Annotated in this window: 21 protein-coding genes and 1 pseudogene; 4 read left to right on the top strand and 18 right to left on the bottom strand. The window is 48.1% G+C overall.

Annotated elements, in window-relative coordinates:
* Positions 1-57: 57 nt before the first annotated feature.
* The 4 genes from NYE69_RS13055 to NYE69_RS33715 all read right to left on the bottom strand — a co-directional run bounded on the left by NYE69_RS13055 (position 58) and on the right by NYE69_RS33715 (position 3,957).
* Positions 58-960, bottom strand: a complete 903-nt coding sequence (locus NYE69_RS13055) for a carbohydrate ABC transporter permease (RefSeq protein WP_340926518.1) — start codon at positions 958-960, stop codon at positions 58-60.
* Positions 961-977: 17 nt separating this feature from the next.
* Positions 978-1,928 carry an ABC transporter permease gene (locus tag NYE69_RS13050; RefSeq protein WP_340926517.1) on the bottom strand — a complete coding sequence of 317 codons (951 nt, stop codon included), beginning with the start codon at positions 1,926-1,928 and terminating at the stop codon, positions 978-980.
* A 121-nt stretch (positions 1,929-2,049) separates the two neighbouring features.
* Entirely contained in the window at positions 2,050-3,582 is a 1,533-nt protein-coding gene (locus tag NYE69_RS13045) for an ABC transporter substrate-binding protein (RefSeq protein WP_340926516.1), read from the bottom strand.
* A 222-nt stretch (positions 3,583-3,804) separates the two neighbouring features.
* A complete protein-coding gene (locus tag NYE69_RS33715; RefSeq protein ID WP_445744773.1) occupies positions 3,805-3,957 on the bottom strand; it encodes a DUF5597 domain-containing protein in 153 nt (50 codons plus the stop codon).
* Here NYE69_RS33715 and NYE69_RS13040 point away from each other — a divergent pair.
* Positions 3,913-4,203, top strand: a complete 291-nt coding sequence (locus NYE69_RS13040; RefSeq protein ID WP_340926515.1) for a substrate-binding domain-containing protein — start codon at positions 3,913-3,915, stop codon at positions 4,201-4,203. The genes NYE69_RS33715 and NYE69_RS13040 overlap by 45 nt on opposite strands.
* 361 nt (positions 4,204-4,564) lie before the next feature.
* Here the strand turns inward: NYE69_RS13040 and NYE69_RS13035 are convergent, their stop codons facing one another.
* The 10 genes from NYE69_RS13035 to NYE69_RS12990 form a co-directional block, all read right to left on the bottom strand.
* On the bottom strand, positions 4,565-5,773 hold the full coding sequence (locus tag NYE69_RS13035; protein ID WP_340926514.1) for an MFS transporter: 1,209 nt from the start codon (positions 5,771-5,773) through the stop codon (positions 4,565-4,567).
* A 145-nt stretch (positions 5,774-5,918) separates the two neighbouring features.
* Positions 5,919-6,503, bottom strand: coding sequence for a TetR/AcrR family transcriptional regulator (locus NYE69_RS13030; protein ID WP_155620467.1), 585 nt, complete (start codon positions 6,501-6,503; stop codon positions 5,919-5,921).
* 106 nt (positions 6,504-6,609) lie between these two features.
* Complete coding sequence (locus tag NYE69_RS13025; RefSeq protein ID WP_328270390.1) at positions 6,610-7,023, bottom strand: cupin; 414 nt, start codon at positions 7,021-7,023, stop codon at positions 6,610-6,612.
* 36 nt (positions 7,024-7,059) lie between these two features.
* The gene (locus tag NYE69_RS13020; RefSeq protein WP_328270391.1) at positions 7,060-7,890 is read right to left on the bottom strand and encodes a sugar phosphate isomerase/epimerase family protein; all 831 of its coding nucleotides are present in this window, start codon (positions 7,888-7,890) and stop codon (positions 7,060-7,062) included.
* Positions 7,891-7,944: 54 nt separating this feature from the next.
* Positions 7,945-8,373, bottom strand: coding sequence for a secondary thiamine-phosphate synthase enzyme YjbQ (locus tag NYE69_RS13015; RefSeq protein WP_128632378.1), 429 nt, complete (start codon positions 8,371-8,373; stop codon positions 7,945-7,947).
* Positions 8,361-9,170 (bottom strand): amidohydrolase family protein, encoded by an 810-nt coding sequence (locus NYE69_RS13010; protein ID WP_328270392.1) that lies wholly within the window; start codon positions 9,168-9,170, stop codon positions 8,361-8,363. Before NYE69_RS13010 ends, NYE69_RS13015 begins: the two co-directional genes overlap by 13 nt.
* Positions 9,171-9,264: 94 nt before the next feature.
* A complete protein-coding gene (gene frlD / locus NYE69_RS13005) occupies positions 9,265-10,047 on the bottom strand; it encodes a fructoselysine 6-kinase (RefSeq protein ID WP_328270393.1) in 783 nt (260 codons plus the stop codon).
* A gap of 29 nt (positions 10,048-10,076) precedes the next feature.
* Positions 10,077-11,393, bottom strand: coding sequence for an anaerobic C4-dicarboxylate transporter family protein (locus tag NYE69_RS13000; protein WP_328270394.1), 1,317 nt, complete (start codon positions 11,391-11,393; stop codon positions 10,077-10,079).
* A gap of 82 nt (positions 11,394-11,475) precedes the next feature.
* Positions 11,476-12,345, bottom strand: coding sequence for a fructoselysine 6-kinase (locus NYE69_RS12995; RefSeq protein WP_036624534.1), 870 nt, complete (start codon positions 12,343-12,345; stop codon positions 11,476-11,478).
* Positions 12,345-13,319, bottom strand: a complete 975-nt coding sequence (locus tag NYE69_RS12990) for an SIS domain-containing protein (RefSeq protein WP_128632372.1) — start codon at positions 13,317-13,319, stop codon at positions 12,345-12,347. The genes NYE69_RS12995 and NYE69_RS12990 overlap by 1 nt, the downstream gene beginning before the upstream one ends.
* A 274-nt stretch (positions 13,320-13,593) precedes the next feature.
* On the opposite strand from NYE69_RS12990, the gene NYE69_RS12985 reads away from it, so the two are divergent.
* Entirely contained in the window at positions 13,594-14,304 is a 711-nt protein-coding gene (locus NYE69_RS12985; RefSeq protein WP_328270395.1) for a GntR family transcriptional regulator, read from the top strand.
* 112 nt (positions 14,305-14,416) lie between these two features.
* Entirely contained in the window at positions 14,417-14,638 is a 222-nt protein-coding gene (locus NYE69_RS12980) for a hypothetical protein (protein WP_328270396.1), read from the top strand.
* 58 nt (positions 14,639-14,696) lie between these two features.
* Here NYE69_RS12980 and NYE69_RS12975 read toward each other — a convergent pair whose 3' ends face one another.
* The 4 genes from NYE69_RS12975 to NYE69_RS12960 all read right to left on the bottom strand — a co-directional run bounded on the left by NYE69_RS12975 (position 14,697) and on the right by NYE69_RS12960 (position 19,126).
* Positions 14,697-16,046 (bottom strand): extracellular solute-binding protein, encoded by a 1,350-nt coding sequence (locus NYE69_RS12975; RefSeq protein ID WP_328270397.1) that lies wholly within the window; start codon positions 16,044-16,046, stop codon positions 14,697-14,699.
* Positions 16,047-16,092: 46 nt separating this feature from the next.
* On the bottom strand, positions 16,093-17,742 hold the full coding sequence (locus NYE69_RS12970) for a M56 family metallopeptidase (RefSeq protein WP_340926513.1): 1,650 nt from the start codon (positions 17,740-17,742) through the stop codon (positions 16,093-16,095).
* A gap of 9 nt (positions 17,743-17,751) precedes the next feature.
* Positions 17,752-18,123 (bottom strand): BlaI/MecI/CopY family transcriptional regulator, encoded by a 372-nt coding sequence (locus tag NYE69_RS12965; RefSeq protein WP_036624552.1) that lies wholly within the window; start codon positions 18,121-18,123, stop codon positions 17,752-17,754.
* A 181-nt stretch (positions 18,124-18,304) separates the two neighbouring features.
* A complete protein-coding gene (locus NYE69_RS12960; RefSeq protein WP_340926511.1) occupies positions 18,305-19,126 on the bottom strand; it encodes a hypothetical protein in 822 nt (273 codons plus the stop codon).
* 490 nt (positions 19,127-19,616) lie between these two features.
* Here NYE69_RS12960 and NYE69_RS12955 point away from each other — a divergent pair.
* A pseudogene (locus NYE69_RS12955) lies at positions 19,617-19,880 on the top strand (transposase); the annotation flags it as partial.
* Between the last annotated feature and the right edge of the window lie 252 nt (positions 19,881-20,132).

The raw sequence follows: 20,132 nt of genomic DNA, 5'->3' as shown, positions 1-20,132 counted from the left end.
CATTTAATAGGTTGTTCAAAAAGTCGTCTTTTTGAACTCACACTTTAACTCGACTTACTATTCTTTTACTCCCCCTAATGTAATCCCTTTTACAAAGTATCTTTGGAAGAAAGGATACAACACCAGGATAGGCAAAATCCCAATTGCTGCAATGGCCATTCTTATCGTCGTTGAAGGCAGCTCCGATACTTTAGCGCCGATAGACTGGGCTTTGGAAGCATTTTGCAGCAGGACTTGGATATTTTCGTTGATATTGTTCAAAATGATTTGAATCGTATATAAGGAAGCCCCGTCACGGCCCGACAAATAATACATCCCGTTTTGCCAGTCATTCCAATAAGACAGACCGGTCATTAATCCAATCGTGGCAATAATCGGCAAACTTAGCGGCATGATGATTTTGGCGAATATTCTGAATTCACTGGCACCATCAATCGTGGCCGCTTCTTTTAACGCTCCGGGAATACTATATGAAATGTAATTCTTAACCAGAATTACATTAAACGCATTCATCAGAAGAGTCGGAATCAACAGTGCCCATATCGTGTCTTTAAAATCCAGGTAATGAACGTACGTGTAATAGGTTGCAACCAAACCTCCATTGAACAGCATGGTGAATATCAGAATGAAGTTAACGATTTTCATCCCCGGTATATGGGATTGGGATAAACCATAGGCAAATAGAGTCGTAATGAAAACACTGGCAATGGTCCCAATGAATGTTACAACCAGCGTCATAAAATAAGCTTTCCCGATCGTCCCCCACTGCACTGCAATATATTTATAGGCTTCCAAACTTAGCTTTCCGGGAAAAAAGGAATATCCATGTTCAGTAGCCCATGCTTCCGCAGTAAATGAAGAGATCATTAACAGCAAAAATGGCAGTATCGCACACAGTGCAATGATGCCGCAAACCAGGTGGGCGATAATTTGCGTTATTCTAGCCTCTCGCGTTCTCATATTTATCCCCTTCCCCCTTAAAACAACGCATTGTCACGGTTATATTTCTTAATAAAGAAATTTGCGGCTAAAATAAGAATAAATCCTACGATCGATTGATAGAAACTGGCTGCACTGGACATCCCGTAATCGCTATTGCGCAACAAGGCCTGATACACATAAACATCCAAGGTTCTCGTTACAGAGTAGAGCGCTCCGCTGTTTTGGGGCATCTGATAAAATAGACCAAAGTCAGACCGGAATATTTGACCGACACTGAGTATAAATAGTGTAATAAACGTAGGCTTCAGAAGCGGTATGGTAATATGCTTAATCTGTTTCCATTTGCTCGCACCGTCAATCGTTGCGGCTTCATAATAGTCCTGGCTGATTCCGACAATGCTCGCCAGATAAATAATCATGCTGTACCCAATACCTTTCCAGGTATTAACAAGAATCAGAATCAACGGCCAGTATGTCTTATCCATATACCAGTTTATCGGGTCTTTGCCTAAAGGCTCCAGGATCGAGTTATTAATTAAGCCCGTTTCCGAAGACAAAAAAGCGTATCCAAGATAACTTACAACCACCCAACTCATTAAATACGGAAGCAAGGTTACACTTTGATACGCTTTTGAAGCAAACTTGCTGCGGATCTCATTAATCAAAATGGCCATGGCTATTGCGGCAATGGTGCCAACAATGAAAAAGGCGACATTATAAAGAATGGTATTCCTTGTAATGACCCAGGCATCATTTGTGGCAAATAGAAATTTGAAATTGTTGAGTCCGCTCCAGGGGCTTCCGAAAATGCCCTCTGAAAAGTTCAATTTTTTAAAAGCAATAATGACTCCAAACATCGGGATATAGTTATTTATTAAAAGATAAAGAAGCCCCGGCAAAATCATCACATAGACCGGAATAAACTGTTTCCAACGTTTCTTCTTTTTTTCTTTAACCGCAAGCTGCTTGATTCCATTAGCCGCCATACAAATCCCCTTTCTGCAAGCGATAGGGCCGCCTTCCGGCAGCCCTCTTTAAGAGGTTGTTCAAAAAGTCGTCTTCCCAAGACGAAGCAGAAACCCGACTTTTTGAACTCGCACTTTAATGTTACTGCTTGTTACTTTGCAGCCACTTATCCAGTTGTGTCTGATTTTCTTGGATAATCTTATCCATCCCTGCCGCTTTCAGTGCAGACAAGAACTCAGGCATCGCCTTCGCCGGATCCAAAGCTCCACTATTTATAGCTGGGGTAAACTGTTCTATCACCGTTGAAACGGCGGCGATTTCCGACGATACATTGGTCTGAACAAAACTATACCCTAAAGCCGGCGAGTACCTCGATTCAGGGATGCGATCATCATCCTCTTTCAGAATTTTGTTCTTATCAATCGGTGCAGGAGCCACAACTGGCCACTCCAAGCGGTTGCCATAAATACCATAGGGTTGATAATAAGGAAGTTTAGAGGTGTCTTTGTCCAAATACTCAATTAAAGTGCCTTTGTCCGACTGTTCCACCACTTTATATGATTTTCCTTCGATGCCAAACTGGAGTAACCACGCCGCTGCTTTATTTTTATAAATATAATTCAGCACTTCCATGGCTTTGGCAGGATCTTTTGACGCCTTCGTGATGTTCCACATAATATTTTGACCGCCATTGTTCGCGACATATGGATCGAGCATGGGAATTCCGGTAAATTCCATACCCGCAGATGCACCATATTCACTAGCCGATAACCGGTCATTCCAATAGAACATCCCTAAATATTTTTTGGTTAAAAGCAGTGAATCCGGTGATTGCTTTGTAATCGCAGCATCCGAGGAAATGTATCCTTTTTGTGCCCAGTCATACATTTTATTCGCATAACTTGCGTATTCGTCAGTAGCAAAAAGATTGGTAACGGTCGTATCGTCAAATCCACGATTCAACATCAGTACTCCGGTCGCAAGCGATCCGCCGATTTTGTCGTATTCCATGTAAGAACTATTTAATGGATCTTGCGTAGTATTCCAGGGGATGGTCATATAGAAATCTTTACCTTCCCCCGCTTTAATTTTCGCAAATATTTGATCCAAATCGTCCAATGTGTACTTTTTGTCAGGATCAATGGTAATGCCGTATTTCTTCAAGAGATCTGTTCTTGCCAGATAACCATAGGTATTACCTTTAATGTACACCGGGGGGACACCGTAGATTTTTGAATCATAACTGGCGCCCTGCAGTAACACTCCTGCCTGTTCTTTAATATCCTTTCCGTGCTGATCAAGCAGCTCATCCAAAGGAATAATCATTCCGCTGTCTACCGACGGCCCCAAACTAGTAAAAGCAGTCAGCATAATGTCAAGCTGTTCTCCACTGGCTACGGCAAGAGAGGCTTTTTTGGCGGACTCATTTAATCCAACCGGTTCAAATTTCACACGTGCTCCAACATCTTTTTCCAGCATGGCATTGAGAGCGTCTTCAACTTCCTGGAAGCCTGATCCCAGATTTCCCGGCGTCGGATACTGCCAAACAATAGTCAGGATTTCTTCTGCAGCATTGCCGGCACCCTTGGCATCATTCGTTCCTTTAGCATTGTTTGAACAAGCAGTTAAGGCAGACAGAGCAAGAACTAATGCCAGCGTTACAAATTTCCTCATCTTTACTTCCCCCTTTGTATTGGTTAAAGCAGTTTTCTAAAAAATATTAGCGCTTACATTTCAAATTATATAATTGCGGAAATAGGGCGGGTATCTTGAAAAACTACAATTACTTTAGCTTTTCTTTAATAAGTTAGAAAATTATCGAATTCATAAGCATGCGAAAATCAAGCGAAAACCGAGGTATCTCAACAGATAAGATACCTCGGTTTGTAAACAAGCTTATTTATATTGATACAACTCTATTCGCAACGCGGCCGGATTGTTTCCGATCTTGATATGGTAAACTCCTTCGTCACCGTTGTGAACACGGCCAGGAACCCATTCATTTTGAACAAATTTCCCCTCTTCAATCCTTACATAACTTGTCTTCATCGAACTCGAGCGCTTCGGCAAAAATTCAACGTAAAAGCTGACAAAAATATCGTGGTTATCGGCTTCGACGGAAGCGCGGACGCGCTTAAAGCGATCAAGGAGGGCAAACTTTCCGCTACAATCGCGCAGCAATTCGACCTGATCGGGCAGAAAGCGGTTCAGACCGCAGCCAATATCCTCAGCGGCAAGTCCGTGGAAAAATATGTGCCGGTCGAGATTAAGCTGGTAACGAAAGATAGTCAGTAATTGAAGACAGTCAGAGAATATTAGCTTTGGCAGTCCTTTGAAGGTGAAGTGAGTGGCCTCCTGGGGCTCCAGACTCCGACTTGCCGAAAATAGGGTAATTTATGGCGCTAACTTGGCGGCTTTCCCCCTTGCCCACCAAATAGCGGAACTTTTGGGTCCTATTTTATTGCCAGGGTGGGAAAACGCCCCTTTTCGCCCCAGCTCACCAATAATAGCGGTAAAAAATTCCTCTATTGGGGATGAACTCACTTCTTTGCCGACAATAGGGCCCTTTTTTACCGCTATTCCGCAACCTCCGCAGCCTCCGCACGCATGAAGTACCCATTCCAGCCGCGTTCAGCTCTATTGTGGGGAAAAGCGCTCAGCCGCGCACTCCCCTTTTTTCCGTAAAAAAGTACAGCAAAGCGAATACCGGAAACAGAACGCCCACCCACAGCGCCGCCTGCCAGCCGCCCATAGCGTAAGCCCATCCCCCGACCGCGGAACCGATGGCACCGCCGGCAAAAAAGATCGCCATATAGAGACCGTTCAGCCGGCTGCGGACCTCCGCTCCCAAAGCGAAGATGGCGCGCTGTCCGAGTACCATGTTGGCGGACACGCCCATGTCCAAAAGGATGGCGGCAGCCACCAGGATAACAATAGAGAGAATCGAACCGCCGGCGAACAGCATCGGCAACAGTCCGGAAAGAATCACCAGCACGATGGACAATCCGGTGGCCGCACGGAGCAGGCCCTTATCCGCCAGACGCCCCGCGATAGGCGCCGCCGCCGCGCCGGATACCCCCGCCAAAGCGAACAGGGCAACCCCTGTTGAAGAAAAGTGAAACACCGGACTCGTTAAAACGAGCGGAACCGTGGTCCAGAACAAGCTGAACATGCCGAACAAAAAAGCGTGATAAAGCGCCCGGCGCCGCAAAATCGGCGTCGTCTTCAGCAACCGCAGCATCGATGAGAGGATCGCCGGATAGTTGACGGTGGTTTGCGGGCGTCTTGCCGGAAGTACCTTTGCCAGAACAAGAGCCAGCACCAAAAGCATGGCAGAGGATAAAATAAAGATCGCGTGCCAGCCGAAGTAATTTTCCACCAAACTCGAAACCGGACGAGCCAGCATGATCCCCAATAACAGACCGCTCATGACGTTGCCTACATTACGTCCCCGCGTTTCCTCGGGAGATAGATGAGCCGCGTAGGGAACCAGAACCTGGGCCGCTACGGACCCGACGCCGATCAACAGGGAAGCGGCCAGAAACAGCGCCGCGCTTCGGACTTCGGCGGCGATAATCAATACGATGGCCGTCAAAATCAGCAGCGTAACCACCAGCTTGCGGTTCTCCAGCAGATCCCCCAAGGGAACGATAAATAACAAACCGATCCCGTAGCCGATTTGGGTCAGCGTGACGATCAAACCCGCGGCTCCCGAAGATAACCCTACGGCCGAACTGATCGATTCTACCAAAGGCTGTGTATAATATAGGTTGGCCGCGATCAAACCGCAGGCCACAGCAAGAATCAGCGTGATCCATGGCGAAGCGGTATTCTCCTCCAACCTGCTCTTTGCGATTACATTCATGAAAAGCACTCCCCTTTATAAGTTATAATGCAGAAATACTGGAATATTCGTTCCAATATGAGAACAGGTTGCCCATTCCCTATGTATTCGTAAATGGGCCCGATTTTCAGGAACAATCGTTCCGATATACCGAAAAAAAATAGCTTCACAACATCTCCAAAACTGCGTTTATCATATCGCGAACTTTAGCGCTGTCGCTTTGGACCTTGGCCATCACGTTAATGCTATGGTTGAGATTCAACAGCAGGTACGCGAACATGTTAATATCTTTGTCGGGGGCAATTTCTCCCGCCTCTTGCCCTTTCTTTAACGTCTCGTAAAACAGCCGCTCCAATTCCGCATATCTGTGGCGAATCGTATTCTGCAATGGCTCATCCACGGCTTCAAGGCCAACCGATGCGTTCGTAATCAGACATCCGTTCGGATAAGCTTCGCCGTGTTCGGCAAATGCGTTTGTGATATGCAGCTCAAAATACTGGCGGATTCCGTCGATCGCAGAAGGGGCATGGATCATCAGATCGCGTTTTTTTTGCGACATTTTTTTGTAACATTGGATGGCTTCATAATAAAGTGTCTGTTTATCCTGAAACGTTTCGTACAAACTGGATCGGCTTAGTCCCATAGATTCCAGCAAATCCGGGATGCTTGTTCCCTCATATCCCTTTTCCCAAAAAACGATCATCGCTTTGCGCAGCACTTGCTCCCGGTCAAATTCTTTAATCCGTCCCAAAGGTACCGTCTCCTTTCCAACACAAGTATAAATTAATCGGAACGAATAGTCCAGTATTTTTTAAAAAAAGCCAATTCCCTTCCCAGGAATCGGCTTTTTGCGTTTCTTACTTATTCAATATTTCATGCGCGCTTTTTCTCACAAAAGCCAACTCGGCCTCGCTCATTTCGCAGTATTCGCTGTTTTCATTCGTGGTGTTGGCGTCTTGAACATACGTCATTACCGTATCCTTTTGCATGATCGTGTAAAACCAGGTGTCCTGAGGAATATTGTAGACCTTCCCCGGTTCCATCTCGATCAATTCAATATCGAACTTGCCGTCCTTCCGGTCCGCCGCCAGCAGGATCGCTTTGCCTTTCACCAAAATGAATTGTTCATCGGTTTCGCGATGGACTTCCAGGCGATAAATGCCGTCGATATCGTTATCCGGTTTCCAGTTTTTGATGCATACCAGCCATTTCTCGTTTTTGTACACGCATTGGATGCCTTCGCCTTCATGAATGAATATATCCGCCTTCATCGGTTTACCATTCCTTTCGCATTCCGCAGATGGGTATTAGGATAAGTGCTTTTCAAACCACGCGAGCGAATCCCGCATCGCTTTTTCCGGGTCCAAAATATATCTTCGATCCAGCAATTCCAGCCCGAGATATCCCTTATAATCGATATCGTTCAGCGCCTTCAACGCCTCCGCCATATCGAGCCGGCCTTCACCGGGAACCAGATGCCCTCCGGGATTACCGTCCACAAAATGGACATGGTTTAAATCATCTCCAAGTTCCTTGATGAAGTCGTGAATGGTGTCCTTGCCTGTCGTGGCCATCACATCCGTATCCGCCAACCCTTTCAAATAAGGGCTTCCGACCTCTTTGATCATCTTGGAAATATGCTCGGCCCGGTTAAACACGTGCGTGGAAAAGCTGGTAAACGCCTCCACGGGAAGGTAAACTCCTTCTTTTTCCGCCGTTTTGCAGATTTCACCCAAGGATTCCCGGCACCATTTCCACGCTTCCGTCTCATCGGCGTCCAGATAGGCAATCCCCGTGGTCACCAGCACCCGGTCGCATTCGAGAAGCGACGCGGCTTCAATATGGCGGCGAAAAAACTCGACGCTGTGCTTGCGGTACTCCGGATCGGGATGGCTGATGCTGACCGGATAGACGTACTGCTCGGGGGTCAGGCAGATGACCTTCAACCCGCGTGCTTTTATTTTTTGCTGCAAACTTTTGACGTCTTGAAGCGAAAAATAGTCCAAATGGAAATGCGGACCCGATGCCCATAATTCAATATTGCGGAATCCCAACCGTGCGGCGGAACTCAAAAAATACTCCAGGGAATACCTTTTATAATGATAGTTTGCGGCGGCCACTTGCGAGAGTTGTATCATTGTCCGAATACCTCCTTTGTTTGTGTCAAACAGCTACAATAAAGCGCTCCCCCGTTACTCTCCGATGACCTGAATGTAAACTTTCCTGCTCTTCGGACCGTCGAATTCGGCCAAATACACATCCTGGGCGTCGCCCGACACCAGCTTCCCATCCTGCACAACGAACATGCAGCTGTTGCCGGAAATCATCGACTTGAGATGCGAGGGAGAATTGCTGCCCGTTGCGCCGTACGACGGCAGGAAATGCGCATGAGCGTATGGCCAATCCTTGGGCGCCAAACGTTCCAGCAATTCCTCGATATCCGTCTCCACGCATTCCAGTCCTTCGTTGACCATAATGCCGGTAGTCGTATGCGCCGAGATAACAGCCGCCAGACCGTTGACTATGCCGCATTGTTCCACAAAACTTTGAATCTCCCTCGTAATTTTGATCATCTGAAATTCGGCCGTTGACCTGAGCACAAGCGTTTTTAATTTAACCAAGGCCGCTCATTCCTCCTTTCTCCCAGGAAAACCTCAGCATTGCCGCTCAGAATCTTCTGCAATGTCTTCGGCCGGAACTCCATCGCCTTAAGCGCCGGCAAAAGCCGCTTCGCCTTGAATCGGGGCGTGTTGGTGCCGAACATGACCTTGTCTCTCAGATTGCGTTCTATCCAGAGCGGACCCATATTCACTTTGAAAATCTGCGTATAGAAGTCAAGGGCATTATCCATATAGAGCAATGACGTGTCCGTGAACACATTCGGATATTTCAGCAGCAGCATCACCGTCTCTTGAATCCATGGCCAGCCGAAATGCGCCAGGCATATGCGAAGCTCGGGATACGCGATCGCCACTTCCTCGAAACGCAGCGGGTGCGAATATACGGCCGGAGCGTCAGGCTCCCAGCTCATCCCCGCGTGGAACATGATCGGTTTGTCGTATTTCACGCAAATCTCGTAGAGTGGCTTCAGCCTGTCATCATCGGGGTAAAATTTCTGCTTTGAAGGATGAAGCTTCAGGCCGCTCAGCTTCAGATGGACAAACGCGTACTCCAGCGCCTCCGCCGCATCCTCGCGATACGGATCCACACTGGCAAAACCGATAAACCGGTCCGGCGCAAGATCAACCAGCGTTCGCACCTCTTCATTCGCGACAATCCAGCCGCCGCTTCTGGTCGTCAGATCTAACGGGAGCAGCACGGAACGCGTTACGCCATTGTAGTCCATCTCCTGAAGCACCGACTCGACCGGAGTTGGCGACTGTTTGAATATGCCGAACTCCCGTTTTCGATATTCCAACGTCTCTTTGTCCCCGCAAATTGCCTTGTGGAAAATTGGATGTGTGTGCACATCAATAATCAAAGAAAACACCTCTTCTCTGGTCTGTACTGTTTCAGTAGGGTTCGAATTTGGTGACCACCCCGGCTGCCGTTCGAGCGCCATGATTCAGCGATTCCGCAATCGACCAGCCTTGCAGTTCGCCGTACATGAAGCCGGCACAGAAGGAATCTCCCGCCCCGACCGTGTTGACAACCTCCACAGGCACGATCTGACCGCGATACAACGTCTTGCCGTCATAAGCCAGACTGCCGCGCTCCCCTAATGTCGCGATGACGATACGCGGCCCCAACGCCTGCGCCCATGCGATGAATTCCGTAATATACGCGTCCTCCTCCGTATAGGAGAAGAATGCGTAATCCACATTCGGCAAAATCGGTCCGGCAATATCCTTCTTCGTTCGCGTGGAGAAATCAAACACAATGGAGACGCCCCGCTCCCGGAAATAAGGCAGTTCCCGCTCGATCCTGCCGGACAGGTTGGTGTGGAGTGCATCGTGCTCCGCAATAAACCGCCGGTCATCCTCATTCAAGGCGAAATGCGCCATAACGCCTTCGATTTTTTCCTTGTGCACGCGATCGTTCCCATTCAGCTCCATCTTGAAAACCGCCGTACTGCCCTGCCGCACGCTAAGATGGGATACATCGATCTTCTCTGTTTTCAGCATGTCGATCATCATGTCGCCGTAAGCATCCGTCCCGACAACACTAACCAAGGAAGCCTGAACTCCCATTCTGCGCATATGAATCACAAAATCGACACTATTCCCGGTTGGATACATCCTGTTCAATTGATCATAAACATCCATGCAGCTGAATCCAACTCCCGCTATTCGCACGCCCTCGGTTCCCCTTTCTTTGTTCAAGGTTATAATAAAGCGCTTCCAAGCAAGGTAGCTACGATGACGGAGATCACGGTATTAATTAATCCCGGTATCATGAAACTGTGATTTAATACAAATTTACCGATTTTGGTCGTTCCCGCGGTATCGAAAGAAATAGCGGCAAGGCACTGCGACGCGACCGGCAAAAAGTAGTTGGCATTAACGGCCATCCACGCTCCGATGACGATATAAGGCGGCAGATGCAGGGCGATGGCGATCGGAACCATAATCAATGTCGTGGCCCCTTGGCTCGTCGTCAAAGCGGCGACGACAAACATGATCACCGCAAGCGTCCAGGGATAACTATTTACGATGGTGGCGACATGATCCTGAATGAAAGCGGTTTGTCCGTTGATGAAGGTGCTGCTCATCCAAGCCAGCCCAAAAGCGCACACCATCGCCAGCGCACCCGCCCTAAATATAGGGCCGTTAAGAATCGTTTCAATCGCCGGACGGCCAAAGATAATGATGAGCGTAGCGCAAACCAGCATAATGATTTCAATCGTATTCGGCAAGGATAAAAGCGTAGTTTCGCCACCCTGCACCCAGGACGGACGCAGGTTGGTAAACAGGCCCATGACGACAATCGCCAGAACGCCCAGCAAAAAGAGCACTACCGAGGCTTTCGCGCCCTTGGTAACCGCTTGTTTCTCAGCATTTTGCTCCGGTTTGGCAATTAATCCTTCCGCCAGCCTCCGCAAATATTCCGGATCCTCCTCCAGCTCTTTGCCCTTGCGCATCGTCAATACAGCGCTTGCAACAACCCCCAAAAGAGTAGCCGGTATGGCAATCGTCAAGATGGTTCCCAAACCGATGCCAAGCGGGGCCATAAATCCGATCATCGCGGCGGTGGCCGCCGATACCGGCGAGCAGGTGATCGCCTGCTGGGAGGCGATAATACTGTTTGAAATCGGTCTTTCCGGTCTGATTTTATTATCGATGGCCAGTTCATTGATAATCGGCAATAAACTATAGACGACATGTCCCGTCCCCGATAAAAACGTAAACAACCAGGAAATAATCGGAGCTATGATCGTAATATTTTTAGGCGACTTACTTAGCATTTTTTCCGCAAGATGGACGAGAAAATTGAGCCCGCCCGAAGACTGCAGCGCCGAGGCCGCCAAAACGACCGCTAAAATAATCAGCATGACATCGATGGGGGGAGCCGCCGGTTGGACGTGGAAAATAAAAACAAAGATCGCCACGCCCACGCCGCCGAGCAAGCCCATAAATACATCGCCTTTTCTGGCGCCAAAGAAGATGAGCAAAATGATGATGATCAGCTGAAACCAAAACATGAAGGTTCGCCCTCCTTATGGTAGTCTGAATGCGCTTACAAATTGCCGATTTATGGTGTCTCTTTGTGAGTCGGAGGGCCCTTTATACGATTGCCGTGCCATGGCCAAATGCCCCGTTGATCCGGCAAATCTTCGCGGCAAATGCGGCTCCCTGCTCCATGCTTGCTTTGATTCTGCCCAGCATTTCCTCATCCGGACCCGAGAAAATGTTGCCGTCTTTCGAGCTGCGGATCATCCCGATAAGAAAGGCGGTTAAATAAGAATCGCCCGCTCCCATCGTGTCCACCGTTTCCGTCAATACGGCCGGCTGGTATATCCACTGATCTTTATAAAGCGCGTATGAGCCGTTTTCCCCCACCGTTCCGATCACTATTTTGGAGCCGAGCGTTTGGGCTTTGCGCATCTCTCTTTCTCGTTCGCTTTCCGTTAAATGACTGCAGGAAAGAAAGGATATGTCCGCGTACCGGCATACTTGCTCCAAATATTCGTCATTCCAACGCACCGAAAAGTCAAAAGAGATCGGTACATGGCTTGTTTTTAAAATCGCCAGATCCTGCTCGATATAGCTGTTTAGACTGGTGTGAATCACGGAAAATTGTTTAATGTAATCCAGATCGTCTTCCGTAAAATCCCATGCCTTTTCCTTGGCGATCCCGCCTTTGTTCGAACCGAGAAATACACGGTCGCCGTTTTCCAGCGTAACCCGCGCATATCCGTTTTCCCCTTCAAAATTCCGGCAATGACTATGCTCGATCTTCAATTCGTCCATCACCCGCTGAATATAATGGGCGACTTGGTCGTTGCCGAATTTTCCCAAATAAGACGCTTCCATTTCACACATTCTGGCATAAGCGCAGAAGTTCAAGGCGTTTCCACCAGGGTACATCAAACCCTGGTGGACATACTTGTCTACTACGTTGTCGCCGATGCCGATAACCTTATATTTTTCCATTAGTATTCAACCTTCCACATATATCTGCGGGTTGTAAGCGGATGCTCTCTTTCCACCGCCAAAGCTTGATTGTAAACCGGATAAACGTTATTAAACAGGGAATGGTTGAAGTAATCAACCACGGAGCTGTCGATGGTGGACAAGCCCAGGTCCTTGGCGTCCAATACTTCCACTCGCTTGGCATAACGGTTCAGGAAGTTCAGCGCTCTTTCATCCAACGGCCGGGTGCTTCCTTCGGAAATCTGAATGACGAACGGAATCTCCGCATCCGTAATCTCAAACGGTCCGTGGAAAAATTCGCCCGAATGGATGCTCGAGGAGTTGATCCACTGCATTTCCATGAAGATACAGATGCTTTCCATATAAGCGGCCCCGTAACCGGCTCCGCTGGCCATGGTGTAAATGACGTTATCGTCCTTGTGATTTTTGGCGAACGCCAGGGCGCGTTTGGCCACGTGTTTGCAAGCGTTTTTAACAATATGATCGATTTTCGCCACACCATCGAGGAATTGATTATAATGCTCGTATCCCTCAGTCTGATTCAAGGCCTCTACCGCCGTCAACAGGGCTTTAATGGTTTTTTCTCCAGCGATATCCTTGCCTTCGCCAAAGGTGTATTTCACCACATAATCAGCGTGCTCCGTAATCGGCGAATCCGTGAGCCAGGTTAACGCAATGACCGGAACGCCCGCCTTTTTGCCGATCTCGGCCGCTTTCACCGTCTCCGGCGTATTGCCTTTATGCGAAGCTACGACCAGTACCGAATTTTCGCCAAATGCTTTAGGCGTGTTGTGTACAAACTCGTTGCTGTTATACAAGCCTACTTTAATGTCTTTGGCTTCTTTCTCCAGAAAAGTTTTGGCTGGATAAAAAGCGCCATAAGAACCGCCGCAAGCTACATAATAAACCTGCTTAATACCTCCGACTTCTTGTTTTCCCGCCACAATTTCTCCAATAATTTGTTTTATATCCATTGTCTTCTCCTTGTATGATACATTTAGTTTGTTTTCATTCCTCACCGGTGTTTTGTATTGGAATGTCTTGATAAAAGAATAACACATGGTAATACATTAGGCAATAGCCATCGGTTAAATAAATTGAATTAAAAAGGGGACGAATAAGGGGAGGCGGGTGAAATATTCCTACAAATACGCAGGTTTATAGGCTGTTCACAGCTTGTACATATTGTTATAATAGAGAGGTACAGAATAAAACAATATAATACAAAGTTTTTTGGAGGGTAATACCATGGTCGATCATTCGGAAACCGCGCCATTATATAAACAGCTGCAAGATAAAATTTTGGACTCCATCCATAACGGCACGCTGAAGCCGGGGGACAAACTCCCGACGGAATTGGAGCTCAGCGAAAACAACAATGTGAGCCGGGTCACGGTCCGCGCCGCTCTCGATTCGCTTACTTCTGACGGGTATTTGGTGCGAATCCCGGGGAAAGGCACCTTTATTACGAAGGAGAAGATCAAGAAAAACGTCACGGAGACGATAGGATTCAGCGATACTTGCAGACTGCAAAACAAAGTCCCTGGGGCAAAAGTGATCAAGTGCGTGATTGAAGAGGCTACCGCTGCGGACCAGGAGCATTTGGGTCTAAAACCCGGGGATAAAATCATTAACATCGAAAGAATCAGATATGCCGACGATGTCCCTGTATCTGTGGAATATACCCGGCTTCCTTCTTCCTTTTCGTTTTTGCTGCAGGAGGATTTGAATCATAAATCACTGTACGAAATTTTAAGAAACAAACACAAAATTACATTTGGCATATCCCGAAAATATATCGTGATGGAATACGCCTCCTTCGATGTGGCCACCTACTTAAATATCGAGGAAGGCCATCCGCTGCTGTGCATCCGAAGTACGGTCAGCAGTACGGACGGCCAGAAGATCCATCGTTCCAAACAATTGATCTTGGGGGATAGATTTGAGTTGATTGTTTGATGTTTCCCAATTAAATTATCAGATTCATTATTTTTCCATGTATTTCTCCGAAATCATAAAGGGATATTATGTTTGATTGCGTACAAAATTGTAATGGATGGAGGAATAAAAAGTGGCACAGGTTGATACGAATACTCTGAAAAAAGCGGAAGCTGCCGCCTCGATTGCAAAAGATCTTATTGCTCAAGCGATTGAACAATCCGCCGCCAATCAAACGCTTTGCGAAGAAGCTCTGAAACAGGCTTCCACCGAGATCACGCAAGCTCAAACGATGATCGGCCAGGTCCAATCATCGATTCAGACGGCGCAAGCGCAACAGCAATCCAAGCAATAGCACTATGTAAACGGAGTCCCCCCTTTAGAAACGATCGCCTAAAGGGGGGGCTGTATCGTTATTGATTTTTTGGATTGGCTAACGCTTCATCCAGCAGCGCTTGTCCGGTCTTGGAGACGTTGTCCAGCGCCTCTTCCAAGGAAATTTCTTTCCGCGCCGCTTTGCTCATCTCCGTGCTGGTCAAGGCATCGAGGCTTTCCGTAAACGTATCGGGAATATCGGCTTTCCTACTATAATCGACCATCAATGGATCCAGTTTGTAAAAAGCCTGCAAACGGCTTTCGCTATAATGGTCCATCCGCGTTAATAAATTGCTGTTAAATACACGCGCTTTTATCGCGGCATAATCGTCGCTGTTGACATACTTCACGAAATCCCAAGCAGTCTCCAGGTTGGGCGTGCCCGCGCGAATGGCGAAAATTTGCCCCACTTCCATATCCCTTGAAGATGACCGATCCAGCGGGTCGACCGGCCCCGTTACGGTATCGAACTGAAAAGCTTTGAAGTCCGGAAGCGTTTTGGTCATGCCCGCCAAGACTTGCATGAAACCGGCATCATCCAGCTTCATCGCCACGCGGCCTTGCACAAATAAATCATGATCCAGAAAATCCTGCTGAGAGCCGCCGTAAAACGGAGTTTCCGGCAAATATAAAGCGCCGGATTGAGTTGCGTTTATCGCCATGTTCCATACGTTCTTCCAGGAGTCCGTATTTAAGGTCACTTGCATCGTTTTCGGATTGACGGCGGATAATCCCTGGGTATTGGCAATCCTTGCCGCCAAGTCATCGGCCGTTTGCACGAACGGAACGCTTAACCCGTAAATGCGCTGCTGCTCTTTCCCATCCGCAGGAAAGCGCGCCGCCAGCTCCAAGATTTCCTGCCAAGTCATGTTATCATGCGGAGGCGTAATTCCGTATTGCTTAAAAAGATCCGCGTTATAGTAGAGGGCCGTATTATAAAACGTCGGACTAAGCCCATAAAGTTGTCCGCCCCCCAATTCCTTCAAAAAGTCAATAATGGAGCTTGGCATGCCTGACAGCTCATCATGATCCGCTTGAATGTATGGCTCCAAACTGGCAAGCATCCCTTCCTGAACGTAACGCGCATATTCATCCGCCGATAAATAAAGTACATCCGGATTTTCAAGCCGAATAAATTCATCCAACGCCTCACGATAACTTTTCTCCGGCGGAAGAGTACTCTGGTCCAGGACCGCGACATCCAAATCAACATCCCTGTATTTGCTCAAAAATAAATCGCCGTAGTCTTCAAAAAAACTGCTGTCCCCAAAATACATCACTTTTAAAGATCTCTGTTGCGCTGCTTTTTCCGGTACTGCAAAACAGCCTGCAACACATACACAAAGGCCGATGGTGAAAATGATCGACCATACTTTTCGACGTAGCATTTCGCCGATTACCTCCTAAAGCGGGATAGACTGCAAGATTGCCAGATTACCGTATGGCCCCTGCCGGTAAAACTTCTACCGTCAATAGTTCGGCCGGCAACTCCAAACGTTCGGCCAGCGTTCGGATGATATCATCCCGGATGGCGGCGGGGCCGTTGCCGTTTTTGCTCAAAGCCCGGAGCACGAATTCATCAATACGAGTCTGTTCATCTTCCAATTGATTGTAAGACACATAGTCCAGTATTGAACTGGAAGCGTACACTTTGGCCGTGTACGGGCTCGTTTCGCTCCCGCAACGGCTGCTCAGCGGAATGCTCTCCGCGCCGGTGAAAGCAAAAGCGCCGTCCGCCAGCTCAAAATAAACCGTATCCGTGTACGGGATGCCTTGTTGTTTATATATGGCATAGATGTCGGCATCGCTTAACTCGTTGAGTTTGCTGCCGAGTTTTACAAGGTGCAGGCTCTCCGTCTCCTTCCCCCCCGGGCCTTTCCCCGGCATTGAAGCTTCGCCCGCCGCAGAAGAAGTCTCGTCAATGCTATAGGAGGTGCCTTCCATGCTGCCGATGCCGTTGAAAAATACCACGGAGGACGCCGTACCGGTGGAAATTTCCAGATTGGGCTCGGGACCGGTTGCGGAAGCAGGACCCAACTCGGCGTGTACGGCAGTAGCTATGACAACCCCGGACACCATAACCGTAACCGCTAAAATTGCCGAGAGGACAGCCGATCGCCGGTTTTTCCGCGTTGCCTTCAAAATATGTATCAACCTGCTTTTCATCCATGCGGCATTATCGCTAAAGCCGGTAAAGATTCCCGCCCGTTGGTTGGCCGCCCGCTCCAGTACATTTAAGATGGTTTCCCCATAGAAACGCCTTTCGCTTTCGGGCATCCCGCCGACAACCCGTTCGTCGCAGGAGATTTCCATGTAACGGTCGAGGTCTTTCCGCAAACCATAAACTGCAGGATTAAACCAATGTATCGCATTTGCCAGCAGAGCCAGCGCTTTGATGAATAAATCATGCCGTTTGTAATGAATCAGCTCGTGGCGGAAGATCAGCCGCAGTTCCCGTTCGTCCAGGTCAATTTCCGGTAAAATCAAGACCGCTCGTGGCATTCCAACCAACATCGGCGTGTGCACTCCGTCATTCGATTGAAGCATAATGTTTCCTTTGATCCCCATCTCCCGCTTGACGGACGCAAAGATCTCCAGCGCCCTTCCCTCCACAGGGAGATTGGTGCGGCAAAGTCTGGCGCGAAACCGCCAGTAAGCCGCGGCCCATCGGCCGCCGGCCGCCGCAAACCCGAGCAGCCATGCGATCGTCACCCATAAACCTGCTTCTTGAAACCAGACCCTAAAATCCGAAGAACCATCATCATCCGTCAGCGTTGGCGCAGTACCGGGCGCCGCTGTCCAAATCCGGCTTTCCGTACCGGCATCCGCCGAGGATATCGCGGGCGGTTGCCGAGGAACGCCGGCCGCAGCCGGTCCATTGGGTTCAATGAAGCGGGGGTACACCGATCCGCCAAACACTCCGATGGGCAGGAGCAAAAACAGGAGTACGACCTTCCTGACGCGGTAGTGCCACCTTCCATCGAACATTTTTTCGGTCAGCGGCTCCATTAGCCGTAGAGCGCCAAACAGGAACGTTCCGGTAACCGAAAGGACCGCTATCGTTAAAATCAACGCATTTCCCATCTTTACTTCCTACCTTTCGGAAAACCATTTTTTCAATTCTTCGATCTCCTGCGGCTTAATATCATCGGCATCGTATAAAGCCGCGATAAAATTTTTGACGGAACCTTTGTGTACCGAATCAAGAAAAGCCCGGGTTTCCAGATGCTTATATTCTTCCTCGCTAAGCGCCGGGGTGTAGAAATTGACCTTTTTTCGCTTTTCTGTCCGCAGCAATCCTTTTTCCGTCAACCGGCTCAAAAACGTCAAGACAGTGGTCGGCTTCCAATCCTTCCGCTTGTTGAGTTCGGCAAGAACCGCTTGGGACGTTACCGGTCCTTCCGCCGCCCATATAACACGCATCACTTCCGCTTCCGCATCCGACATTTTTTGTATGGAATTCATGAAATCACTCCTTTTATTCTCCAGTTTGATTTTCTACAAGTTGTAGTTTAATTAAATTCTACATCTTGTAGAATTTAAAGTCAATTTAATGCCATAAAAAAAGACGCTCCTGAAAAGGAGCGACTTATATCGCGGCCATTTATTCCTGAGTTTAAATGCTCATTTAGGGAGGAATGGCATTTTATTTCAAATACGCTTCGGCGAGTTTGGTCAACTGGTTTTTGCTGATCGGATTTATGGCCTCGATATGGTAATGAACCGCTGCTTTTCTGCTTGGAACATCATAGATCCATTGAATGTTTTTGCCGCTGCCGAAATCCGTGTAGATCATTTCCACGCCTTTTACTTTAATTTTTTCACGTTTGCTGTCATCGTCTTCAGGTATCCAAATCGTTTGTTTCTCGGGGGTCTTGGAAATGGTAACCCGAATATCGTGTTTTCCTTTTTTATAGGTGCTGTTGATTCTCCAATAATCATTGGATACCTTGATCGGCATCATAGCGTAATCTTGGCCCGCTTCCTCCGCCTGATTCAGCAGTTTCTCCGCCGTCGCCGCCTCTTCTTTCGGAGTCAGCGGCTTCTGGTACAATACCGGAAGGAAAGAGACATCGGCATGCTGAAATTTATAATTTCCGGACAATTGATCCAAAATTTTAACCGGCTGCTTCGCCATCTTCTTACGGAATTGGCTTAGATTCGTATAGTTGATCGATTTATATTTAATATCGATTTTTTTGTCCGGGTTGTTCCGGGCAACGTAAAAAATCGCCGCCGTTCCGTCCTTCAACTGCTCCTCCGCTAGACTTTCGACCGTTAAAGAGCGGATCTGTTCGTCCATAGAAGGCGCTTTGTAGTCGGAGCTGCTTTTATCCAGCGTTTTTGCTTCCACGACCACTTCGCCGGCCTTGTTCTTTAATGTATAGCTGGTCTTAGGCGCAGCTGCAGCCGCCGACACCGTTAACAGCATTCCGGCCAATACCAGCAGGCCAATTTTCCGTTTCAAGATGAATCGCTCCTTCGTTTTTGTTTTGCTTGCGGATTCTTCACCGCGCTTCCAACCTATCCGAACTGACTGCTTCCCCCCTCCCTTTCACTACAAATAACGAACCAGGCACAAGTCAATGTGACAGGAATAATAACTCAACTTTCGCAGCAAAAATTCGGCAGACAAGCCTTGATGTAGCTGGGTAAAACAGCAATCCATTGTCGAAGTTGACGCTGAAGGAGCGTGCGTTGGACTTTACCGGGTTCTTGTCTTGGTGTTCCTGCCTGCTGCCTGCCTTTGCACGATTATCCCCTTCATTCAGGAGCAGGGACCAGGGGGTGGGGGCTAGAGCAAGGGTTCCAAAAAAAGAGAAGAAAAAAACAAAAAAGATGAGGAAAAAATGAAGCGGTTCAGATGAGATTTTCGGCTTGATAAGAGAACGTGTGTTTGGTATAATGAAATAAATGGAATTTATGTTCGTATATCCTTGATTCGGGGGCGAGTAAACATGGAGATCAATACGGGAACGGAACTTCAACCATTCAGCAGCCGTTTTAACAGCGAGCAGGACTGCATGGAGGCGCTGATCGCGATGAAGTGGCCAAACGGCTTCGTCTGCCCGCGCTGCGCTCACACCCGGTGCAGCCATCTGACCTCCCGGCATATCCCTTTGTTCGAGTGCGGAAAGTGCAAGCATCAAACATCGCCTTTGGTCAGCACGATTTTTGAAGGAACGCATCTGCCCCTGGTGAAGTGGTTCCAGGCGCTGGAGCCCTTGCGGAGAGTGGTGAGGGAGGCGTGGACCAAATGTTTTCTTCTCCCGAGCTTGTCTGTTTCTCTGCTACCTGATCAACTCTCTGCTACCTGATCAAACGGGATAATCGTGCAAAGCCTCCGGACACGTAGTGTTGATTTGCCGCCCATCCCACTTCCCTATTCTCAAAAATTGAACGCCCTTCCGCATAAGTAATAAATTGTATATTATGTCACTTTATTAGAATTTTCGGGAGGTTATAATACTTAA

This window comes from Paenibacillus sp. FSL R5-0527 (genome assembly GCF_038008055.1).
GTDB classification, from domain to species: Bacteria; Bacillota; Bacilli; order Paenibacillales; family Paenibacillaceae; genus Fontibacillus; species Fontibacillus macerans.
Note: the sequence above shows the minus strand (reverse complement) of the source record. Positions and strands in the feature narration are given on the sequence as shown.